18 protein-coding genes are annotated in these 21,818 nt (G+C 62.4%); 5 read left to right on the top strand and 13 right to left on the bottom strand.

Features of this window, described 5'->3' with window-relative positions:
• Position 1: 1 nt before the first annotated feature.
• The 4 genes from BLT09_RS14395 to BLT09_RS14380 all read right to left on the bottom strand — a co-directional run bounded on the left by BLT09_RS14395 (position 2) and on the right by BLT09_RS14380 (position 5,326).
• Positions 2-880: an ABC transporter permease gene (locus BLT09_RS14395; RefSeq protein WP_091593974.1), complete on the bottom strand. Its 879-nt coding sequence runs from the start codon at positions 878-880 to the stop codon at positions 2-4.
• A gap of 35 nt (positions 881-915) precedes the next feature.
• Positions 916-1,866 carry an ABC transporter permease gene (locus BLT09_RS14390; protein WP_091593972.1) on the bottom strand — a complete coding sequence of 317 codons (951 nt, stop codon included), beginning with the start codon at positions 1,864-1,866 and terminating at the stop codon, positions 916-918.
• Between the two features lie 86 nt (positions 1,867-1,952).
• On the bottom strand, positions 1,953-3,623 hold the full coding sequence (locus BLT09_RS14385; protein WP_091593970.1) for a peptide ABC transporter substrate-binding protein: 1,671 nt from the start codon (positions 3,621-3,623) through the stop codon (positions 1,953-1,955).
• 38 nt (positions 3,624-3,661) lie between these two features.
• Positions 3,662-5,326, bottom strand: a complete 1,665-nt coding sequence (locus BLT09_RS14380) for an ABC transporter ATP-binding protein (protein ID WP_091594069.1) — start codon at positions 5,324-5,326, stop codon at positions 3,662-3,664.
• A 686-nt stretch (positions 5,327-6,012) separates the two neighbouring features.
• Between BLT09_RS14380 and BLT09_RS14375 the strand changes: the two genes are divergently transcribed.
• The 3 genes from BLT09_RS14375 to BLT09_RS14365 all read left to right on the top strand — a co-directional run bounded on the left by BLT09_RS14375 (position 6,013) and on the right by BLT09_RS14365 (position 8,978).
• Entirely contained in the window at positions 6,013-7,338 is a 1,326-nt protein-coding gene (locus BLT09_RS14375; RefSeq protein ID WP_091593967.1) for an NAD(P)/FAD-dependent oxidoreductase, read from the top strand.
• Positions 7,339-7,417: 79 nt separating this feature from the next.
• Positions 7,418-8,491: a tartrate dehydrogenase gene (locus tag BLT09_RS14370; RefSeq protein ID WP_091594067.1), complete on the top strand. Its 1,074-nt coding sequence runs from the start codon at positions 7,418-7,420 to the stop codon at positions 8,489-8,491.
• 10 nt (positions 8,492-8,501) lie between these two features.
• Complete coding sequence (locus tag BLT09_RS14365) at positions 8,502-8,978, top strand: Lrp/AsnC family transcriptional regulator (RefSeq protein WP_023798454.1); 477 nt, start codon at positions 8,502-8,504, stop codon at positions 8,976-8,978.
• Between the two features lie 40 nt (positions 8,979-9,018).
• On the opposite strand, the gene BLT09_RS14360 is transcribed toward BLT09_RS14365, so the two are convergent.
• Together BLT09_RS14360 and BLT09_RS14355 are read right to left on the bottom strand one after the other, a co-directional pair.
• Complete coding sequence (locus BLT09_RS14360; RefSeq protein WP_091593965.1) at positions 9,019-10,395, bottom strand: aspartate aminotransferase family protein; 1,377 nt, start codon at positions 10,393-10,395, stop codon at positions 9,019-9,021.
• Positions 10,396-10,425: 30 nt separating this feature from the next.
• Positions 10,426-11,268: a GNAT family N-acetyltransferase gene (locus BLT09_RS14355; protein ID WP_091593964.1), complete on the bottom strand. Its 843-nt coding sequence runs from the start codon at positions 11,266-11,268 to the stop codon at positions 10,426-10,428.
• A gap of 321 nt (positions 11,269-11,589) precedes the next feature.
• Here BLT09_RS14355 and BLT09_RS14350 point away from each other — a divergent pair, with 321 nt between their 5' ends.
• Positions 11,590-12,279 (top strand): haloacid dehalogenase type II, encoded by a 690-nt coding sequence (locus BLT09_RS14350; protein WP_091593962.1) that lies wholly within the window; start codon positions 11,590-11,592, stop codon positions 12,277-12,279.
• A gap of 566 nt (positions 12,280-12,845) precedes the next feature.
• On the opposite strand, the gene BLT09_RS14345 is transcribed toward BLT09_RS14350, so the two are convergent.
• The 5 genes from BLT09_RS14345 to argE form a co-directional block, all read right to left on the bottom strand.
• Positions 12,846-14,321 carry an NAD-dependent succinate-semialdehyde dehydrogenase gene (locus BLT09_RS14345; RefSeq protein WP_091593960.1) on the bottom strand — a complete coding sequence of 492 codons (1,476 nt, stop codon included), beginning with the start codon at positions 14,319-14,321 and terminating at the stop codon, positions 12,846-12,848.
• Positions 14,322-14,339: 18 nt separating this feature from the next.
• On the bottom strand, positions 14,340-15,383 hold the full coding sequence (locus tag BLT09_RS14340; RefSeq protein ID WP_091593958.1) for a tartrate dehydrogenase: 1,044 nt from the start codon (positions 15,381-15,383) through the stop codon (positions 14,340-14,342).
• Between the two features lie 167 nt (positions 15,384-15,550).
• A complete protein-coding gene (locus BLT09_RS14335) occupies positions 15,551-15,907 on the bottom strand; it encodes a cupin domain-containing protein (RefSeq protein ID WP_091593956.1) in 357 nt (118 codons plus the stop codon).
• A 14-nt stretch (positions 15,908-15,921) separates the two neighbouring features.
• Positions 15,922-16,845 (bottom strand): 2-hydroxyacid dehydrogenase, encoded by a 924-nt coding sequence (locus BLT09_RS14330; protein ID WP_091593955.1) that lies wholly within the window; start codon positions 16,843-16,845, stop codon positions 15,922-15,924.
• A gap of 16 nt (positions 16,846-16,861) precedes the next feature.
• Positions 16,862-17,986, bottom strand: a complete 1,125-nt coding sequence (argE, locus tag BLT09_RS14325) for an acetylornithine deacetylase (protein WP_091593953.1) — start codon at positions 17,984-17,986, stop codon at positions 16,862-16,864.
• A 255-nt stretch (positions 17,987-18,241) separates the two neighbouring features.
• Here argE and BLT09_RS14320 point away from each other — a divergent pair, with 255 nt between their 5' ends.
• A complete protein-coding gene (locus BLT09_RS14320) occupies positions 18,242-19,120 on the top strand; it encodes a GNAT family N-acetyltransferase (RefSeq protein ID WP_091593951.1) in 879 nt (292 codons plus the stop codon).
• Positions 19,121-19,285: 165 nt separating this feature from the next.
• On the opposite strand, the gene BLT09_RS14315 is transcribed toward BLT09_RS14320, so the two are convergent.
• The gene (locus tag BLT09_RS14315) at positions 19,286-20,308 is read right to left on the bottom strand and encodes a proline racemase family protein (RefSeq protein ID WP_091593949.1); all 1,023 of its coding nucleotides are present in this window, start codon (positions 20,306-20,308) and stop codon (positions 19,286-19,288) included.
• A 4-nt stretch (positions 20,309-20,312) separates the two neighbouring features.
• Positions 20,313-21,791, bottom strand: coding sequence for an aldehyde dehydrogenase family protein (locus tag BLT09_RS14310; protein WP_167366432.1), 1,479 nt, complete (start codon positions 21,789-21,791; stop codon positions 20,313-20,315).
• Positions 21,792-21,818: the final 27 nt, after the last annotated feature.

Genomic DNA, 21,818 nt, shown 5'->3' with positions numbered 1-21,818 from the left:
GTCAGACACGGTCGTCCCGCACGTCGAGCGCATCGCGCAACCCGTCGCCGATGAAATTGAAGCTTGTCACGGCGATGGTGATGGCGGCGCCGGGAATGATCGCCAGCCAGGGCGCACTGTCCAGATACTGCTGGGCGCCCTCGAGCATGTTGCCCCAGCTCGGCAGCGGCGGCTGAATGCCATACCCCAGGAAGCTGATATAGGCTTCCAGGAGGATCGCGTGGGCAACCGTCAAAGTAGCGGCCACGATGATCGGGCCCATGGCGTTGGGCAGGATCTCGCGAAACATGATATGCGCGCCGCTAAGCCCCAGCATGCGCCCGGCCAGCACAAACTCGCGCTCGCGCAATGACCGCACTTCGGCCTCGACAATTCGAGCGACCTCCATCCAGCTGGTGACAGCGACAATGACGGTGACCATAGCCGGGCTCGGCTTCAGTGCCGCGGCCAAGGCAAGCAGCAGGAATATGGAGGGGAATGACAGGAAGCCATCGACCGTGCGCATCAGCGCTGCGCCGATCCAGCCGCCGCGGTAGCCCGCGATCACGCCGACGAGCGTTCCGATCATCGTCGACAGCAGCATGGCAAAGAAAGCCACCAGCAGTGAGGTCCTCCCCGCCATGAACAGTCGCGCCGCCACGTCCCGCCCCAAAGGATCGGTCCCAAGATAGTGGTCGCCCGTCAGCGGCGGTGCAAAGCGGGCGCGCAAATCGATGTATAGGGAATCATAGGGCAGGAGATGCGGGCCGAAGACGCATGCCAGCGTCAGAAGGGTGATCATCGTGACTCCCAGCAACGCCAGATGATGGCTGGTGAAACGGCGCACGGTGCGGCTGCGCCACCAGCGGCTTGGTCCTGCATTTGCGGCGAGAGCGGTCATTTCGGGTGCCTCCTGTTGGGTGTGAGGTTGCGCGCTCAACCCAGACGAATACGCGGGTCGACGATCGCCACGGCAATATCTGCGATCAGGTTGCCCAGAATGACGAGAATGGCCGAGAACATCAGCAGTCCCATCACGACCGGGTAGTCGCTGTAGCCTAGGCTGTCCAGGAACAGTCGACCCATCCCCGGCCAGGTAAACACTGTCTCCGTCACCAGCGCGCCGGTCAGGATGCTGGGAAGCTGCACCCCGGCCAGTGTGATCATCGGCAAAAGCGCATTGCCGACGACGTGCTTCATGATGACTCGGCGCTCGCTCAGGCCCTTGGCGCGGGCGGTCTTGACAAAATCCTGGCCGATGGCGTCGAGCGTCGCCGATCGCATGTAGCGGCTCCAGATCGCGACATGCACCAGCGACAGCACGATGCTTGGCATGATCAGGTGATGCAGGTAGTTCAGGACCGAACCGTCGCCGATCGTGTACATGTTGCCTGCAGGCAGCCAGCCCAGCTGCAAGGAGAAGATGTAGATGCCGACGAGCCCGAACCAGAAGGTCGGGATCGACAGCGCGACCATGGCTCCGACCGTCGCCATATAGTCGAACAGCGAATAGCGGTGCGTGGCGCCACGAATGCCGATCCAGGTGCCGATGGCGATCGCAATGGCGGTGGACGTCCCCATCAGCAGCAGCGTCGCAGGGACGTGCCGGCCAATCACTGCCAGCACAGGCGCGCCGTCGCGGAAGGAGTGGCCCCAATCGCCCTGGAGAAGCCGCCAGGCCCAGTCGAAATATTGGATCAAAAGCGGACGGTTCAGGCCCAACTGCTCTTTCAGGCGCTCGAGATCGTCCTGCGTCATGCTGGGATCGAGCCCGAATTGCGCCAGCGGCCCGCCAGGCAGCAGGTTCAGGACGAGGAACCCGATGACCGAGACGATCAGGAGCAGGATGAGGCTCTGTGAGAGCCGGTTGAGCAGGAAGCCGCGCATTCATCTCTCCTCTTTCAAGACAGCGCCCATCTTTAAGACGGGGCCATGACTGGCCGCCGCCGCGAGGCGGCGGCGGCGTATGGATGTCAGGCCTTCCAATGCCATCCGGCGGCATGCCAGGATGCGACGCGGGTGTTGGAATTTGCCTCGAAACCCTCCAGCCCCTGCTTGCGGCCGAACACGTTGGTGGAGGCAAACAGAGGCAGGAACGGCAGATCCTGACGGACGATTTCCTGCACACGCAGATAGATGGCGCGCCGCGCTTCCCGATCGAAGGTGCGGGCGCCCTTGTCGAGCAGCGCATCGACCTCCGGGTTGGAGTATTGGCCGGTGTTCGAGCCCTTTCCGCCCTTGGCGACGATCGCCTTGCTGTGCAGGCGGTTGGAAACATCGGGGTCGCCGGCGATGACATTGGTTACACCGGAGATGGCTGACTCGAACTGCGATTTGAGCCAGAAATCGCCCCACATGACAGCGGCGGGCAGGTTCGAGATGGTCATCTCGACGCCGATCTCGGCGAATGTCTGCTGCAGGAACTGCTGCGTCTGCTCCCGCAAATGGTTGCCGGAGGTGGTGGAGTTGGCGAACGACAGGCGCACCCCGTCCTTCGCCCGTATTCCATCGGCTCCGGGTACCCAGCCGGCCTCGTCGAGGATCTGGCCCGCGCGCTCGAGGTTGAACTCCTGTGCCGGCAGGTTCGGATTGTAGTAGTAGGAATTCTGCGGCATGAACGTCTCGGTGGGTTTGTGGACCCCGTAATAAAGTGCTTCGAGGATCGCTTTCCTGTCGATTGCCGCGTAGAGCGCCTGGCGGACCGCCGGGTCCTTGAATTGCGGCTTCTCAAGATTGAGATAGATCGACTCGACCGATGCTCCAGGCTCCAGCTTGACCACGCGATCCGATAGTGTGCTGGCTTCCGCGTAGTGGTCGGCGGTTATATATGCCTGGTCGACAAGATCGATGTCGCCGCTCTTGAACTGGGTGTAGAGCACCGTCATGTCGGGGATGTATTTGAAGACGAGCCGCTCCAAATAGGGGCCCTCCCCGGCATAATCCGCGTTCGCGACGAGTTCGATATGATCGCCGGCAACGCGCTGCGCCCACTTGAATGCGCCAGTGCCGACAGGCGCCTGATTGAAGGCGGCGGCGTTGGGGTCGGCCTCCTTTTCGAGTATGTGCTTGGGAACCATGAAGGTTTCGGCGAGAAACGACAAATAGGGGGCGAAAGCCTCCTCCATCCGCCAGGTCAGCTCGGTCGGCGAGACCACCTTGATATCGCGCACCAGCGAATGGCCGGCCGTGCGCCACGCCTGGAATTTCGGATTGGTGATGAGCTCAAGAGTGAATTTCACATCCTCGGCCGTGAAGGGCTTGCCGTCGTGCCAGCGGACATCGTCACGCAGGCGGATGTGCCACTTAAGACCGTCCTCTGAAATGCCGCCGTTTTTCTGGCTTGGCAGTTCGACCGCAAGATTGGGCTGAAGAATGCCTTTGGGATCCATGCGGAAGAGCGCATCGAAAAGCGAGAAATGCACAGCGTCGTCGACCTCGATATGCGGCATCAACGGATTGAATTTGGTGGGCTCCTGCGAGAGACCGACGACGACGCGGCCGGTTGGGTTCGCTGGCGGGTTCTGGGCGAAGGCGGGTTTGCCCAACAGATTGGGCGCAATGAGGCCAGCCGCCCCGCCTATCGCCATCAATCGTAGTGCATCGCGTCGCGAGTAGTTTGATTTGGTGTTTGCGTGTTCAGTCATTGGAATTCCCCTTGTTCTGGCGGTATCCGCCGTGGCTCTTACCCATTTGCTGCAACCGGACGGGTAGATCCCGGCTGCTCTCCAGGAATCGCCGCCACCAGCTCACGTGTGTAGGCTGATTGCGGGTCGAGGAAGATTTGCGAGGGAGGACCGCGTTCCACGATCCGCCCCTTCTGCATCACGGCGATTTCGTCGCAGATCTGGCTGGCGACGCGCAGGTCGTGGGTGATGAAGATCATCGACACGCCGGTCTCCCGCTGGATCTGGTCGAGCAGCTGCAGGATCTGGGCCTGGATCGACACGTCCAGCGCCGACACCGCCTCATCGGCGATCAGCAGCTTCGGCTTGAACATCAGTGCCCGAGCGATGCCGATGCGCTGGCGCTGCCCACCGGAAAATTCATGTGGAAAGCGATCAAAGGCGCCGGCATCGAGGCCGACATGGGCCAGGAGCGCTTTCGCCTCTTCACGCGCCCGGGCATAGGGCGTGCCGTGCGCGACTGGGCCAACGGTCAGGATGTGGCCGATCGTCGAGCGCGGGTTGAGCGAGGCGAACGGATCCTGGAAGATCATCTGGACCCGCGGCCGCAGCGGGCGGAATTCGGCTTCGGAAAGCTTGGCTATGTCGCGGCCCTCGAACAGAATCCCGCCGCCGTCGCTGTCCAGCAGCTTGATCAAAAGCCGACCAAGCGACGATTTGCCGGAACCGCTTTCGCCGACAACGCCCAGCGTGCGCCCGGGCGCCAGATCGAACGAGACCTCGTTGACCGCGGGCACGACGCGCTGTGCGCTGAACAGGGAACTGCCGCTACGGTAGGTCTTCATCAGGCCTTCGACCTTCAGGATCGGCGCTTTGTCGGCCGTCTCCAGAGGAACGCGGTCCTCACCGGTCAGGTGCGGGACGGCTGCGATAAGACGCCTTGTGTAGGGATGGCCAGGCGACTTCAGGACCTGTTGAGCACTACCCTGCTCGACGATGTGGCCCTTCTCCATCACCACGACGCTGTCTGCGATCTCGGCCACCACTCCGAAGTCATGGGTGATGAACATGACGCTCATTCCCTTGCGGCGCTGAATGTCGCGGATCAGCTCCAGAATCTGCGCCTGGGTGGTCACGTCGAGCGCGGTCGTCGGTTCATCCGCGATCAGGATCGTCGGCTCGAGCGCCAGCGCCATGGCGATCATCACCCGCTGCCGCTGCCCGCCGGAGAGGCGGAACGGATACTGGTGATACATGAGTTCCGGGTCCGGCAGTCCCACCTCGGTCAGCAGCCCGACAGCGCGGCCGCGACGCGATTTCGAAGTGCCGACGCGATGTGCCGTCATGACCTCGTCGATCTGTGCACCCACGGTCATCAACGGATTGAGCGCCGACAGCGGGTCCTGGAAGATCATCGACACCACCCGGCCGCGCAGGCTGCGCAGCTTGTCCTGCGGCATGCCTACGATGTTCATCCCATCGAGGTGAATGGCGCCCGAGGAGACGCGGATCACCTTCGGCAGTAGCCCCATGATGGCGTTGGCGGTGACCGACTTGCCGGATCCGGACTCGCCAATGACGCACAGAATCTGGCCGCGTTTCAGATCAAAGGAGATGTTCTCGACGGCATAAGTCCGTTCCATGCCTTTCGGCAAATTCACCGTGAGGTCGCGCACCGAAAGCGCCACATCGGCGGGGGCTACAGGCTGGATCGTTGCGACCATTGCGATCATCTCCCGTTTGAACCGAGCGGGTCCACGCTGTTGCGGACCACATCATCGCGCTTTGAGCAGAAGCGCCTCACCATAGCGTCCGTCGTCTGGTCATCCCGGCGCTTCGAGCGCTGAGGCTGCGAGAGACGAATTCTGCTCATCCTGGCGGCTCCCTTGATGAAATTCGGTCCGTGGACCGGACACTGTTCCCTTTTGTTGGAGAACTCTCCGAAGGCGTAAGCCCTGCCTATCGGAAGTCCTCTGGAGCTTACCCCTATAAGGAAGGGTTGCTCCGTTCTTTCAGCCAGTTTGACTGTTCTGTCTCCGCATAGTCGTCGAAATTTGGCCCTCGGGCGGCAGGAACTTCTGAAAAGAACGTCAGGTACGGCATTTCACTCTGCTCCGGTGCCGGCGCAGAAACCGGGATCAGACAACCAGGTCCTTCGTCCGCTAATTTGTGCGCGACAGGCCTTGCGTCACTGCGCGCCGCGTCCCGAAAAGCCCATGCCGCAGATCACGCGACTGGATGAAGTGTACTCCTGCTTGCCCCTGCGAGGTTGGGGCCAGCGAACGCTTTTCGGCAACTATTGCCTGTTCCAAGGGCTGCAAACCGCAGGAAATTCCGCCCAGGCATGGACTCCGCAGCCTGCCTCTGCGGGCCGCAGGTTAGGATGCTTCAAATTTACGGAGTTCCATCCATGCCCGCGCCGCTCATTTACATCGACTCCAGCCCATCCCTGCCTCGCGAGGCGGACGTCGTCGTCATCGGCGGCGGCGTGGTAGGCGTGTTCACGGCCTATTATCTGGCGCGACGGGGCGTCAGCGTTGCCCTGCTGGAGAAGGGACGCGTTGCCGCCGAACAGTCCAGCCGCAACTGGGGCTGGTGCCGTCAGCAGAACCGCGACGCACGCGAGTTGCCGATGGCAACCAGGAGCCTCGATCTCTGGGAAAAAGTGGCGCAGGAGACCGGCGAGGACACCGGCTTTCGCCGCTGCGGCCTGCTCTATCTTTCGCAGGACGAAAACGAGTTGGCAGGCTGGGCAAAGTGGCGCGATTTCGCAAGGACGGTTGGCGTCACGACGCATGTGCTGAGCGCGCAAGAAGCCACCGAACGGGGCAAGGCGACCGGCCGCAAATGGAAAGGCGGCGTGTTCTCGCCAACTGACGGAACGGCGGATCCATCGAAGGCGGTGCCGGTTGCCGCGCGCGGCATCATGGCGGCCGGCGGCACCGTGCATCAGAATTGCGCCGCGCGCGGGCTGGAACTGAGTGCCGGCCGGGTCAGCGGCGTCGTTACAGAAGCCGGAACCATCCGCACAACGACCGTGGTCATGGCCGGAGGCGCGTGGGCTTCTTCCTTCTGCAACCAGCTCGGTATCCGTTTCCCGCAGGCTGCCGTGCGGCAGTCCATTCTAGCCGTAGCGCCGGGAGCAGAAGGCCTGCCGGATGCCCTGCATACCGCGCGCGTCTCGCTGACGCGGCGCAGCAACGGCGGATACGCGCTGGCGATCAGCGGGCGGGCGCGAGTCGATCCAACGCCGCAGCAGCTCAGGTTCAGCCGCGAGTTCGTGCCGATGTTCGCCCGCCGCTGGCGCAGTCTGGCCCCGGGAGCGTTCGAGGGCTGGCGTCAAGGTCATGAAAGCCTGATGAAATGGGCAGTTGACGACGTGACACCAATGGAACGGAATCGGATTCTCGACCCCAAACCTGACATGAGGCAGATTCGCCTGACCTATCAAAGAGCCTGCGAATTGCTGCCCGAGTTCCAGCGCGTCGCGATTTCTCATGCTTGGGCGGGCTATGTCGACAGCACGCCCGATGGCGTCCCGGCAATTGGTGAAGTGGAGGGGATTCCGGGCTTTCTTCTCGCCGCGGGATTCAGCGGCCACGGCTTCGGGATCGGCCCCGGCGCTGGACATATGATCGCCGATATCATCACCGGCAGCGAGCCGATCGTCGATCCGCGTCCCTATAGGCCGGAGCGTCTGAAGACAGCTGCGTGGGGCAAGGTCGCTGAATTCTGAGAAGACCGTTTGCCAAGCTACATCAGGTCGCACACGCGATCGAGGCCGCGAGGCGGCCAGCACTGAAGGGAAAGTGACGATGCGCGAATATGAGATTGCCGCCATTCCTGCCGACGGGATCGGCCCAGAGGTCATTGCCGCCGGTCTCCAGGCGCTTGAGGCGCTGCAGCGGCGCTGCGGCGACTTCAAGCTGCGCGTCCAGCACTTCGACTGGGGCTCAGACTACTACAAGGCGCATGGTCGGATGATGCCCGAAGATGGGGTGGCGCAACTGAAGCGCTTCGACGCTATCTTCTTTGGCGCGGTAGGCGCTCCCGATGTGCCCGACGACATCACGCTCTGGGGCCTCCGGCTGCCGATCTGCCAAGGCTTTGATCAATACGCGAACGTGCGGCCGACCAGGATATTGCCCGGTATTGTTTCGCCGCTGGCGGGCGTTGGCCCTGGCGATCTGGATTGGGTGATCGTGCGGGAGAATTCCGAGGGCGAGTATTCGGGCCACGGCGGCCGAGCCCATCGCGGCCTCCCCGAGGAGGTCGGAACCGAGGTCGCGATCTTCACGCGCGTCGGCGTCACCCGCATCATGAGCTATGCATTCCGGCTGGCGCAATCACGGCCGCGAAAGCTCCTGACAGTCGTTACAAAATCCAACGCGCAGCGTCACGGCATGGTAATGTGGGACGAAATCGCAGCCGAGGTGGCGCCGGAATTCCCGGACGTCGCCTGGGACAAGATGCTGGTCGATGCTATGACAGTGCGTATGACGTTGAAACCGCGGAGCCTTGATACGATCGTCGCCACCAATCTTCACGCCGACATATTGTCGGACCTTGCGGGCGCGCTCGCGGGCAGTCTCGGCGTTGCACCGACCGCCAACATTGATCCCGAGCGGCGCTATCCCTCGATGTTCGAGCCAATTCACGGCTCGGCATTCGACATCGCCGGCAAGGGTATTGCCAATCCGGTCGCCACCTTCTGGACCGCTGCCCAGATGCTCGAACATCTGGGCGAGAGCGCAGCGGCCGCCCGGTTGATGAACGCTGTGGAATCGGTGACGAGTGAGGGCGTGCTGACGCCGGACGTCGGAGGGACAGCGACCACGCAGGCGGTGACGGACGCCGTCTGCCGGACGATCCGCGGTTCCAACGTTTGACAGGTTTCCAATGAAGCTCGACAAGATCGACATCAAGATCTTATCCCAACTGCAGAAGAACGGGCGGGTCACGAATGTCGAGCTCGCCGACCTGGTGAACCTTTCACCGAGCCCTTGCCTGATGCGGGTGAAGAAGCTTCAGACGGAAGGCTTCATCACCGGCTATTCCGCCCAGATCGATGTGTCCAAGCTCGGGCAGACTCTGACGATCTTCACCGAAGTCACGCTCAAGCACCACCAGCAGAACGACTTCGCGAGATTTCTCACCGCAATCCAGAAGGTCGATTCTGTTATCGAATGCCACCTGGTTTCAGGCGGTTACGACTATCTTGTGAAATTTGTCACAGCGGGCATCAGCGAGTACCAGACGATCATGGAGCGCATGATCGAACTGGATATCGGAATCGACAAATATTTCAGCTTCGTCGTGCTGAAGTCACCGATCGTCAAATCCCATTTGCCTCTCGACGCGATATTCGACAGATGAGAAAGAGGCTGCCGCGCGCATGCGCCGGCAGCCTGGACGATCATCCCTTCATCGCCGACCGCACGTCCTGGTCCTCGAGGGTTTGATCCAGGGTCATCCGGGTGCGTTCGAGGATTCCATCAATATCGTCATCGGTGCAGCAGAGCGGCGGCGCAAAGCCGAGAATGCCGCTGTTGAAGGCGCGGATGACAAGGCCGTTCGCCCACGCGCGCTCGAAGATGCGGCGCCCCGGGTCGGCCGCCGCCGGCAGCGGCGTCTTGCGCTCCTTGTCGGTGACCAACTCGATTGCTGCCAGCATGCCACGGCCGCGAATGTCGCCAACCAGCGGGTGGTCGGCGAGCGAGCGAAGGCCTTCCATCAGGCGCTTGCCGGCCTTGCGCCCGTTCTCGAGCAAGCTGTCTTCGTAGAGACGCAGGCATTCGAGCCCGACCGCCGCGCTCACGGGATGGGCCGAATAAGTATAGCCATGGCCGACAGGCGCTTTGCCGGCTCCGTCTGCGATCGTATTGTACACATGGTCCGAGATGAAGACGGCGCCCATCGGCACGTAGCCCGAGGTCAGTCCCTTCGCCGTGGTCATGAGATCCGGCACGACATCGTCTTCCTCACAGGCGAATAGAGGGCCGGTACGGCCAAAGGCAGTGATGACTTCATCGACGACGAACAGGATATCGTGTTCCTTGCACACGGCGTGCAGAGCCTTCAGCCAACCTGTCGGTGGAACGAGGACACCGCCCGAACCCTGGATGGGTTCGGCGTAGAAGGCCGCAACGCGGCCCGCGCCGAGTTCCGCGATTTTGGCGCGCAGGGCCGCGACCGATGCATCGATGATCGCCTGCGGGTCGGAACCGACCGGATTGCGATAGGCGTAGTGCGAGGGAATCTTGTGCTGCCAGTCGTAAGGCACGCCGAAACCCGCATGGAAAGCCGGAATCGCGGTCAGGCCTGATCCAGCCGTCGAGGAGCCATGGTAGCCATGCTCGACCGAGATGAACTGGTCCTTCTGCGGCGTGCCCTTGGCATGGTAGTAATAGCGAATGAAGCGGATCGTGCTGTCGACTGCGTCGGAGCCGCCAAGCGTGAAATAGACGTGGTTCAGATCGCCGGGCGCCAGTTCGGCAAGCCTGGCAGCAAGGCGAATGGCAGGCTCGGATCCCAGCCCGAAATATCCCGTGGCATAGGGAAGCTCTCTTAGCTGCTTTGCGGCTGCTTCAACGACACTTTCCTGGCCGTAGCCGATGTTCACACACCATAGACCGGCGAATCCGTCCAGCAGGGTTTTCCCGCTTGCATCGGTCACCGTTGCGCCCTTGGCGGATTTGAGTACCCGCACGCCCGTCTCCTCGTGGCTCCGATAGCATGAAAACGGGTGAACCAGATGCGCGCGATCGAGTTCGATCAGTGAATTTGCCAGCATTTCTTCCTCCGATTCAACCGATTGCCTGATTTAACCAAGTGCCTGACTGACCAACGCATATGTGCGATGATGCGCCGGCTTGCTTTCCCTGTGCGTGGCCATGGAGCGTCGCATCGTGATCCCCCCGCCGACGTGCGCGAGCCCGCGCCAGGTGAGCCATTCAGCAAGATCCGTTGAGACGTCGGTATCGACACGCACGAACTTGCCTTGATGATGGGCGAGCAGAAAGTCGATCAGGGCCTTGGCCTCGGTACCGTTCCTCGCCACCACCGGGCCAATGACCAGCCCCCGGCCGAATGGCCGGATGGCGGAAAAGGCCTGGGTATTGCCTTCATCGCGAATGACAGCGAACTTCGCGCGCTCGAAAACCCGTTTCATCAGCGCCGAACGGTCATGGCCAAATGCCTCGCGATCCAGCACCTCGATACGAGCAAGATCGCCGCTCTCTGCCCAGGATACACGGGCCGGCGCCGAAACTGCCAACGCCTCGCCCTGATGCTGCACGATCTCGCCAGTCGTGACGAAGCCCAGCTTCTCATAGAGCGGCAGGCCTTCCCGTGTCGCCGTCAGGCAACAGGTGCGCTCACCCGCCTTGGCCAGCGCCTCTTCCATCATCTTTCGGCCGAGTCCGCGACCGCGCATCGCCGCATCGACGATCACCATGTTGATGGCGGCGGCATTGTCGCCGTAGGGGGTCATCATGATCGTCGCCACCACGCGTTGTTCTTGCAGAGCGACGATCCCCCGGCTGACCGCCTGGGCCAGTTCCCAATCCTCGCGGCGATGCGGCCAATTGACTTGGCGAGACAACTCGACAGCGCCTTCCAGGTGCCCCGGTGTCATCTCTTCAAGGATGATCTGCTGTGTGGTCATGATGAATTTCCGGCCTTCGTCTTCAGGTGCTGACGGTAGACCACCAAAGACAGCAGTTCCTCCCGACCGGCAGCCAAGCGCGACGCGTTTTCACTATCCTTCGCCGCTCGCGCCGCATCTTCTGCCGAAGCATGGCCGACAGGCCGCGCCGCTCCCAAAGCTCGAAAGGACACCTGGCGCAACTCTCTGCCAAACCGGCGATGCAATACGAAACGATCTGCTTCAGGTCGCGGCGAATGCGGCCGTTAGTCTTCCAGATCTCCGCCTATGGTGATTGTGGTACAGGCACGCTGTGCCGAGAAAACCAGGAGGATTGTCGCCATGTCGACGTTCAGACCGAAATACATTACCTTCGACTGCTACGGTACGCTCACCAATTTCGATATGGCCGGCGCGGCGCGGCGCGTCTACGGCGAGCGCCTCTCCCCAGAGGCAATGGCCAGCTTCGTGGAGGCTTTTAGGGGCTATCGCCTTGACGAGGTGCTGGGGCCATGGAAACCCTTCCTCGAGGTGGTGCAGAATTCCATCGAACGCAGCTGCAAGCGCATCGGTATCCAGTTCAAACCCGAAGACGCCCAACGAATCTATGACGAAGTGCCGACCTGGGGTCCGCACCCCGACGTCCCGGCTGGCCTGTCCAGAGTGGCCAAGGAAATCCCACTGGTGATCCTGTCCAACTCCATGAACAGCCTGATCATGTCGAATGTGGAAAAGCTCGGCGCGCCCTTTCACATCGTCATCACCGCCGAAGAGGTTGGCGCCTACAAGCCGCTGATGAAGGGCTTTGAATACATGCTCGACAAGCTCGGCTGCGGCCCGGAGGACATCACTCACGTCTCCTCCTCCTTCCGCTACGATCTCATGACCGCCTACGATCTCGGCATCAAGAGCAAGGTCTGGGTGAACCGCGGCCACGAGCCCGCGAACCCCTTCTACGAATATACCGAGATCAAGGATATCGGCGGGCTGGCCGCCGCGGTCGGCCTGGAGCCCGTTCGGGAAGTTGCTTGAGGCTGGCGGGCCTCCGGCCATCGCGGCATTCGAAGTATCGAAATGAGAAAGGGGCGGTTTCGACCGCCCCTTTCTGATTCTGGTGCATGTCGCGCAAAAGCATGCCCTCGGCCCTGGGATTGACCGAACCACCCCTCGCTCGTCATCCAAGGGCGGAGCAAGGAGCGAAGCGCCGCGGCGTAGACCCTGGCATCCATACAGCGGTGGGCCTTCGCTGCCTGACGGTCGGGCAGCCAAATCTCCAACGCTGGCGATTGGCACAAGCCACCACGACTTCGGTCGAGGTAGAGGCGATGGTCGCCCATCGCGTCTACTCGACCGAAGTGGAGGGATGCTTCGGCTAATCCCGGAGGTTTGCGATTGCCACTGAAAATCGGCCGCTGAAAAGGGGACTGTGTTCCAATGCATGTCGCGCAGAGGGATGTCCTCAGGCCTGACCCTGGGCCTGACCGAGGGTGTGCAGCGGTTTTGCGATAGCGACAGCATAAACAACAACCTAAAGCGCGCCGCATGAGGCCGGTCAAACGCGACGCACTTTAGTTCGCAGTTGCGACTCCGAAAGGCCTCTAATTAAGCCCGCCGACGTGGAGCGTCTTGACCTCGAGATATTCTTCGATCCCGAGTTGCGATCCTTCCCGCCCCACGCCTGACTGCTTGACACCGCCGAAAGGCGCAACCTCGGTCGAGATCAGGCCTGTGTTGAGCCCGACCATGCCGAACTCCAGCGCCTCGGCGACACGCCATGACCGCTTGAGGTCGTCGGTGTAGAAGTAGGCGGCAAGGCCGAACGGCGTAGCGTTCGCGATGGTGATGGCCTCTTCCTCCGTCTCGAAGCGAAAAAGCGGCGCCACCGGACCGAAGGTCTCTTCCGATGCCAGGAGCATCTCGGTAGTAGCCTCCCCCAGGACGACGGGCCGCGCATATTGCCTGCCGTCGGGCACTGCCTCGCTTTGGGCGAGGATCTGGGCACCTTTCTTCTTCGCATCCGCAATGTGACGCTCGATCTTGTCGATCGCGGCCGTGTTGATCATCGGGCCGATCTCAGTGCCCTCGTCGGTCCCCGCGCCAACCTTCATCCGGGTGACGCGCTGGCTCAGCTTTTCGGCGAACGCGTCGTAAACGCCTTCCTGCACGAGAATCCGGTTCGCGCAAACGCAGGTTTGACCGCCATTGCGGAACTTGGATACGATCACCCCTTCAACTGCGTTATCCAGATCGGCGTCGTCAAAGACGATAAAGGGCGCGTTGCCGCCAAGCTCCAGGCTCAGCCGCTTGATGCTATCGGCCGCGCCACGCATGAGCAGCGCACCGACGCGGGTCGAACCGGTGAACGAGATCTTGCGCACCGTCTCGTTGGCCATCAGTTCGTTGCCGATCTCTCCCGGCATGCCGGTCACGATGTTGATAACGCCTGCCGGGATGCCCGCCCGCTCCGCCAGGACACCGAGCGCCAGCGCCGAGAATGGCGTAAATTCCGACGGCTTGATGACAACCGTACAACCTGCGGCCAGCGCCGGTGCTACTTTGCGCGTGATCATCGCGTTGGGGAAATTCCACGGCGTGATGATGGCACAGACGCCGACTGCTTCCCTAAGGACCAGGATGCGGCGATCGGCGGTGGGTGACGGAATGGTCGAGCCACCGATGCGGCGCGCCTCCTCCGCAAACCATTTCACGAAAGATGCGCCGTAACGGATTTCCGCCGACGCCTCGGCAAGCGGCTTGCCCTGCTCCAGCGTCAGCAGAAGCGCCAAATCCTGTTCGTGCTGGCGAATGAGGTCGTGCCATCGCTCCAGCAATCTCGCACGCTCGGCATGGGTCGACTTCTTCCAGCTTTTGAATGCCTCGGCCGCAGCACCGATCGCGGCCCGGGTGTCGTCGCCGCCCATATCGGGAACGCTGCCAAGAACGGCCAGGGTGGCAGGGTTGGTGACCTCGACGGCGGCTTTTGTATCCGCTTCCCGCCACACACCGCCAATTAACGCCTGCTGGCGGAACAGGTCCGCATCGTCAAACGTGCCAATCTTCGTTATCGCATTCATGGTCTTTCCTCTGCCCTTTCAGCTCAACGCCGCAAGCACGGCTTGCGTGATTGTTTCAGTCCGGTCCTTGCCTGCGATCGTGCCAATGCCCCGCGCGGTTATGGACTCGATTGCCGACATCACTTCTGCCGCAGCATGCCCCTCGCCCAGATGCTCGAGCATCATCGCACCGGACCAGATCGCGGCGATCGGATTGGCGACACCGAGATGCGCGATGTCGGGCGCCGAACCGTGGACCGGTTCGAACATGGAAGGCGCACTGCGATCGGGATTGATATTGGCGGAGGCGGCGTAACCCAGCCCGCCCTGAATGGCCGCTCCAATATCCGTGAGGATGTCGCCAAACAGGTTCGAGGCGACGATCACGTCGAGGCTTTCCGGCGCCAGCACCATGCGGGCGGCAATGGCGTCGATGTGGTAGTGCGAGACCTCGACATCGGCATAGTCCTTCGCCACCTCACGCGTGACCTCATCCCAGAAAACCATGGAATGCTTTTGGGCGTTGGATTTGGTCACGGATGCGAGCTTCTTGCGGCGCGCCCGCGCTTGTTCGAAACCGAACCGGAGGATCCGTTCCACACCCGCGCGCGTGAAGATTGCTGTCTCAACCGCGACCTCATTGGCCGTGCCGGAATGAATGCGCCCACCGGCGCCGGAATATTCGCCTTCCGTATTCTCGCGGATGCACAGGATGTCGAAACCGTCAGAGCGGAGGGGGCCCTGAACGCCCGGCAACAGCCGGTGCGGCCGTATGTTGGCGTACTGCGTGAACCCTTTCCGGATCGGCAGGAGCAGCCCGTGAAGCGACACTGAGTCGGGCACTTCCGCGGACCAGCCGACAGCGCCGAGATAGATCGCATCGAATTTTCGAAGTGTCTCGATGCCGTCTGGCGGCATCATTGCGCCGGTTTCCAGGTAGTAGGCGCAGGACCATGGGAAGCGTGTGCCATCAAGGGCGAAACCGCCCCGTTTGGCCGCGGCCTGCATCACCTGCCATGCCGCCCCGGTCACGTCCTTGCCGATGCCGTCGCCGGGGATGAGCGCTATGTTGTAGGTCTTCATTGATCGAGGTCCTCATTGGCACTGGCGGAACAATAGTGGATGGCGCGCCGCATTTTTCGTCGAGGATGAGCGGCCCGACAGCGTCGAATCGCGTTGGGCCGAACTTGGAAAGTCGATTGTTCTGGAACCGTCGCGCGCGCTATTCGGCCGGGGCTTGAGCACTGAACTCAGTCATAAACGCAGACGTAGATCTTGCGCACGGTCTCGAGCGTGCGCCAGACGCCGACGAAACCGGGCTTCATCACGAAACTGTCGCCGGCGCGGTAAGTCTTGGTCTCACCGCCCTTTTCCTCGATTTCGACGAGACCCGAAATGATGTGGCAGAACTCGAAGGTAGTGCCCTTGATCGAATGCGTCTCGCCGGGGGTCGCCTCCCAGACGCCGGTCAGAACCTTCTCGCCTTTCGAGGCATCCTGCGCCCAGCTCTTGAAGGATGGAGTGCCGGAAATGAGCCGCTCCGGCAGCGGCAATGCCTCCTTCGGCGTGAAGGCGGGATTTGTGTCAATCGTGGTCAGCAGTGACATGTGAGGTTTCCTGGTTAGTAGCCGAGTGTCCGATCGACGAGGCCGATCAGTTCTTCGCCGGCGCGGTGGCGCCGGACGTTGTCCACGGCGGCTTGCGCCGCCGTATGCGGTTGTGTCACCGAAGCAATGTGCGGCGTCATCATCACCTTCGGATGCGACCACAGCGGATGGTCTTCCGGGAGCGGTTCTGGATCAGTGACATCAAGCATCGCCGCAGATAGGTGACCGGTATCGAGCGCTTCGATCAGCGCGGCCTGGTCGAGTTGCGGACCCCTGCCGACATGCAGCAGTCGCGCCCCGGCTGGTAGCAAGGAGAAAAGCCCGGCATCGAGAATGCCGCTGGTTTCCTGTGTCAGCGGTAGCAGGCAGACGAGAATGTCCGTCTGCTTCAGAAAGCGGGGTAACTGATCGGCGCCGTAAAAACAGGCAACGCCCTCTATCCGCTTTTCGCTGCGGCTCCACCCGGCAAGCGGAAACTGGAATGGCATCAGGCGCTCGATAGCCGCCTGCGCCAGCATGCCAAGACCAAGAAGACCGACCCGGCGCTCGGCCGCCTGTCGAGCGGCAATCGGTTGCCAGAGGCACCTTTTCTGCTGCTCGAGATAGGCGGGCATCTCCCGGTGGAGCGCCAACACGCCAAGCGCGACGTATTCCTGCATCATGCGGATGATGCCGTCCTCGACCATGCGCACCAGCTTCACATGGCTCGGCACGACGTCCTGCCTGAACTGGTCGACGCCGGCTCCGATCGAAAACAGCACTTCCAGGTTGCGGTAGCAGGAGATGTCGTCCGGCACCGTCCAGGTGATGAGATAGCGCACCTGGTCCGGCTCCAAATCATCGCCGGAATGGAAGAATTCCAGATCCGGGAGTTCGCGCGCAAAAATCTCGCGGAACACCGCAGCACGCGCCGCATCGGAGTTGAAAAGAAATGCCATGGAACCCGCCCTTCCCTCAGGCCGCGAGACGCGCGCCGAGATCGTCGATCATGCTCTGGCAGGCAGCAAGCTCACCGATCTCGATGTATTCATTGGGACGATGCGCGCGGGAAATTTCGCCAGGGCCGCAAATGATCGCATCGATACCGGCCTGCTGATAAAGCCCGGCCTCAGTGCCGTAACTGACCGCCGTGAGCGGCTCCTGCCCCGTCAGCTCGGTCAGGACTGCCGCTAGCTTGCTCCCATCCGCCGGCGCAAGGGCGGGATAGGAACTCAATTCGTGCCAGGCCACCTCGAAGCCGCTGTCGCGCAGATCGAAAAGCCGGGCTTTGACCGGCTCGAGCAGGGATGCTGGGGAAACGCCCGGCACGGCACGCACCTCGATATCGGCTGTGCAGTGGCCAGCGATGATGTTGACCGCCTGTCCACCGGCGATGACACCCACCTGCAAGGAAGAGTATGGGGGCTCGAAATTTTGATCGAGCGGGCCGCCCGTGAGCGATTGGCCGTAGGCCACTGCGTGCGAGATGACGCCGGCCATGGCGTGCACGGCATTGAGTCCGAGATCGGGGCGTGACGAATGGCCGGATCGCCCGATCACCTCGAGCCGCGCGGCGGCCTTCCCCTTGTGCGCGCGCACAGGCTGCATCCGGCTCGGCTCGCCGACAATCGCGCCAAGCGGCCTCTCGCATAGGCTCGGCAACGTAGCCAGGAGATGCGGCACACCACGGCACCCCGCCTCTTCGTCATAGGAGAATGCGAAATGGACTGGCTGCCGCAGGTTCATTGCCGCAAGTCCTGGCAGCGCGGCCAATGCGCAGGCGAGAAAGCCCTTCATGTCGGTGGTGCCGCGGCCGTAAAGCCTGCCGCCCTCGCGACGCAGGACGAACGGATCGGAACTCCATTCCGGCTCGCCGGCCGGCACGACATCCATATGTCCGGAGATGACGTAGCCCCGACCGCCACGCGGGCCGACCGTGACGAACAGGTTGGACCGGTCGCCCTCGGGACCGGGCAGAACCGTCACCTCGGCTCCGGCTACCTGACAGTGGTCGCGGATCCAATCGACGATCTCACCGTTTGGCGTGCCCACAACCGAGGGAAACGCAATCAGGGTCGCGAGGATTTCTTCCACGTTCATGGCTGTCCGCTCTGCTTGCACACTGTAGATTGCGACCAGCCTATCCCTGAGCAGCAGTGTTCCCTGCCGAATCGCGTCGTGCTTTGGTTGAAGATTGCGAAAAAACGCCTCGAACCAGCGAAACCTGCTGGCGTTCCCCTGTAATGCTGCTGCAAATGAGGCCTGTCGCAAACATGGCTATCGGCGCCAGGATTTAACGCCGCGTGCCCTGGGCATTCGTTGAAAGACATTCGTTGAAGGAGCGGATCGACTGAGATGCAGAGATCAGTACGCCTGAAATCCTTTGAACTGGTCGCGCGAGACATCAATGATGTCGATGTTGATCTGCTGCATGCACTATCGATTTCGGTCCGCTGGCCGCATCGTCCCAAGGACTGGGATTTGTTGCGCCGCGCCGGCCACGGCATAGTCGCCGTTGACGGAATTGGGCGCGTCTTCGGAAGCGCGATGTGGTTTCCCCAAGGGGACGATTTTGCCACCATCGGCCTGGTGATCACGACGCCTCGCGCACAGGCGCAGGGAGGCGGCCGATGGCTCATGGACCAGGTCCTCGAGCAGTGCGGGGATCGCAATCTGGCCCTGAATGCAACCCATGCCGCCTATCCTCTGTATGTGTCGCTCGGCTTCACGAACGAGGCGATCGTCTACATGCGCCAGGGCGAGATCCCACAAAAACTCCCGCCAATGCCAGCTCCGGATGGTGAATTAAGTGATCTGCCCAGCGGCAGACTTCGCGAGATCACCGAACTGGACGCGCGCGCATTCGGGACCAACCGTGCAAGGCTGCTTGCGTTGCTCTCGGAGGATGCCTCGATCGCCACTTTGAGTCGCGGCGGCGAGGTCGTTGGCTATTCAATGTGTCGCGAGTTCGGGCGCGGCCATGTGATTGGTCCCACAATAGCCCGAAACGACCAGGACGCGGTCCACCTCACAGCCGTCCATCTGAAGAAGCTGGCAGGTCGATTCGCCCGCGTCGATACGCGCGAGAAGGATGGCGTGTTTGCCGAGTTTCTTCAGCAGAGCGGCCTCGGCATTGCCGAGACCGTGACGACGATGTCCAAAGGCCGCCGCTTTCTGAACCGCGAAAGCAACGGGCCCTGGGTCTATGGATTGGCCAGCCACGCCTGGAGCTGAATGCCAGCGTATTCCGCCCTCAAGCAGCAGAGGTGCGGGTTCGCGTTGCGCAACGCGATCTGAACGAACCTTGTCGCCAACGGGCTGCCGGTTTGCCGTGAACGGCATCCAGAAGGCGCTGAGATCATTCGGGGCCGTGATGGTCATGATAGAATTCCTCGGATATCAGGCGGCGCCGCCCCAGGTGTCTGAAAGAATGAAGCCGGTTGGAAACGGATCGTCGGGATCGAGCCCGATCTGCGAGATGCCGTAGATCCAGCATCGGCCGGAAACGCGGTTGCGTGTGGCCGGATAGGGACCGACGCGCGCTTCTTCGAGGAACAGCGTCGTGAACTCCCCGCCGATTGTGGAGCGTGACACGACTGTATCGCCGGGCTTGACGCGCCCGTCAGAGAAGCGAACCGCCATATTGGCGTTCGAGCCTGTGCCGCAAGGCGACCGGTCGACGCGCCCGGGCGGTAGCGTCGTGCAAGTGCGCACCGCTCCGTCGACCTCCTCGGAACGGAACATGACATAGGCAATGCCGTTGATCTCCGGTGTTTCGGGATGCGCGATGGTGACGTCACGCGCGATCAGGTCACGCAGGGCGACGCCCTCAGCGCCAAGCCTCCGTGCATTCTGCGGCGCGATTGTCAGCCCAAGCTGTTCCGGGTCGACGAGGGCATAAAAGACACCCCCGAAACACAGGTCGTACCGGACTGGTCCCCATTGCGGCGTTTCGACCACCGCATCTCTCCGCGCCACGAAGGATGGCGGCATGTCGAGACTGACGCGAACGACCTTGCCGTCGGCGCAATCGGCGACGGCGCGCACGAGGCCGGCGGCCGTATCGAGGGTGACGACGGTTTGTGGCTTCGTCATCTCCTTCATGCCGGTCTCGAGCACGGCGGTCACGGCGCACATGGCGTTGGACCCTGACATGGCGTGCGCCTGGTCCGGCTGAAGCACGATGAAGCCGAAATCGGCCCCGGGCCGGGTCGCCGGAGTCAGCAGCACAAAGGATCCTGCCGGGCCGCTGCGCGGCTCTGAACAAAGCAGCCGCCGCAGACCGTCGTCGACCGTGTTGATGTGGTTGAGCTTGGCGGCCATCGTCGCGCCTGGAATGTCGAGCGTGCCGCCAGTGATTACGCGGCCGATCTCGCCGGTGCAGTGCACATCGACCGTCTGAAGCGTCCTCTTCCACCGCATCCGTCTAGTCCTTGATGTACCAGCCCCACGGATTGTCGGAGGCAAAGCGCGTGATCTGCTTGGTTTCGAGGTAGTTTTCGAGACCCCAGCGGCCAAGCTCGCGACCAATGCCGGACTGCTTGTAGCCACCCCACGGCGCTTCGGTGAACGTCGGTTGCGAGCAGTTGATCCAGACGATGCCGGCGCGGAAGGCGGCCGCGACGCGCTCGGCGCGCGCATCGTCCTTCGACATCACCGCCGCCGCCAGGCCGAAGCGCGAATCGTTGGCCAGCCGAACCGCTTCCTCTTCCGTGGAGAATGGCCGCACGCAGACGACGGGGCCGAAGATCTCCTCGTTCCAGGTCTCGCCGTCGAGCGGCGCGTCGACGATCACGGTCGGCTCGAAATAATAGCCCTTGTTGAAGCCCGGCGCGCGGCCGCCGCCGGTCAGCACCTTGGCGCCTTCGGTCCGCGCCTTCTCGACCGCCGCCTGCACGCCGTCATACTGCTTTTTCGAAACGAGCGGCCCGAGCAGCGTGCCTTCCGCCAGGCCGTCGCCGATCCTGATCTTACGGGTTTCCGCGACCCGACGCTCGAGCAGCCTGTCGTAAATTCCCTCTTGAACGAGGACGCGCGAGGTGGCTGAGCAGACTTGGCCCTGATTCCAGAAAATGCCGAACATGATCCACTCGACCGCCTCGCCGATGTCGGCGTCCTCGAAGACGACGAAGGGCGACTTGCCGCCGAGCTCGAGGCTGACCCGCTTGATGTCGCGCGCCGCGGTCGCCATGATCTTCGAACCAACCGCGGTAGAGCCGGTGAAGGCGAGCTTGTCGACGTCCGTATGATCGATGATGGCTTGACCGGCGACCGAGCCCGAGCCCGTCAGCACGTTCAGGACGCCCGCCGGCAATCCCGCCTTGTCGGCGATGTGGGCCAGTTCGAGCGCGGTGAGAGACGTAACCTCGGCCGGCTTGAGGACCACGGTGCAGCCGGCGGCAAGCGCCGGCGCCACCTTCCAGGCCGCCATCAGCAGCGGATAGTTCCAGGGGATGATGGCGCCGGCGACGCCGATCGGCTCCTTGACGGCCTTCGATGTGAAACGGGCATCGGGCAGCGCGATGGCTTCCTCGGGATGAGCGTCGAGTTCCTCGGCGAGCCCGGCGTAGAAGTCGAAGCAGCCCGCGGCGTCGCCGACATCCCAGTCGGCTTCGGGGAACGGCTTGCCGTTGTCGATCACCTCCAGCCGCGCGATCTCGGCCTGGCGCTCGCGAATGCCGGCGGCGATGGCGCAAAGGTACTTGGCGCGCTCGGCACCTGTCAGCTTGCTCCACGACCCGTCATCGAACGCTCGCCTTGCCGCCTTGACCGCGGCGTCGACATCCTCCGCGCCCGCCGCCGCGATGCTATGGATCACTTCCTCGGTCGACGGGTTGATGACTTCGACCGTGCCGCCTGCCGCGGGCGCCCGCCATTGGCCGTCAATATAGAGTTTGTCGCGCATGTCCTTCTCCAATCCCGTCGAGCGGCT

Source organism: Mesorhizobium muleiense, from assembly GCF_900099905.1.
GTDB lineage: Bacteria > Pseudomonadota > Alphaproteobacteria > Rhizobiales > Rhizobiaceae > Mesorhizobium > Mesorhizobium muleiense.
This window is presented reverse-complemented; position numbering and strand designations above follow the sequence as displayed.